The organism is Akkermansia sp. UNK.MGS-1, from assembly GCF_000980515.1.
GTDB lineage: Bacteria > Verrucomicrobiota > Verrucomicrobiia > Verrucomicrobiales > Akkermansiaceae > Akkermansia > Akkermansia muciniphila.
In genome coordinates, this window is sequence record NZ_LBCB01000030.1 from 1 (window position 1) to 395 (window position 395).

The 395-nt window shown below is 70.6% G+C and carries 1 protein-coding gene; it reads right to left on the bottom strand.

Going from position 1 to position 395, the window contains the following annotated elements; all coding sequences use genetic code 11:
* A partial coding sequence (locus WW58_RS09910) for an autotransporter outer membrane beta-barrel domain-containing protein (protein WP_046437345.1) occupies positions 1-395 on the bottom strand: 395 nt, incomplete at both ends.

Below are 395 nucleotides of genomic sequence, written 5' to 3' on the forward strand. Positions count from 1 at the left end.
CCCCAGTACAGGGAGCCCATCCGGGTGTCCTGCGTGTTGCGCCCCTGGAAATCCCGGCTTCTGGCATGGCCGCAGAGCTGCCCGAAGGCGATCCCCCAGATGCCCTCGTCCTCCCCTCCCATGCCGCTGTCCGCCCCCACGGAGTAGCCGCCTCCGTTGTAGTCGTAGCCGTCCACGCCTCCCCGGCTGCGCTGCCGGGCGAAGTCGCCCAGCCCCATGCCCCACAGGTTGCGGGCATGCCTGTCGGTCAGGCGCGGCACGCTCAGACGGGAGAGGACATTGCCGCCCAGGGCCGCCGCGTTGGACGCCGAGCTCCAGAGGGAGTTGACGGCCAGTTCCCCGGCCAGTTCCGGGTCAACGCGGCTGATGGGGGTTCCGTCCGCCTTCCAGACCAG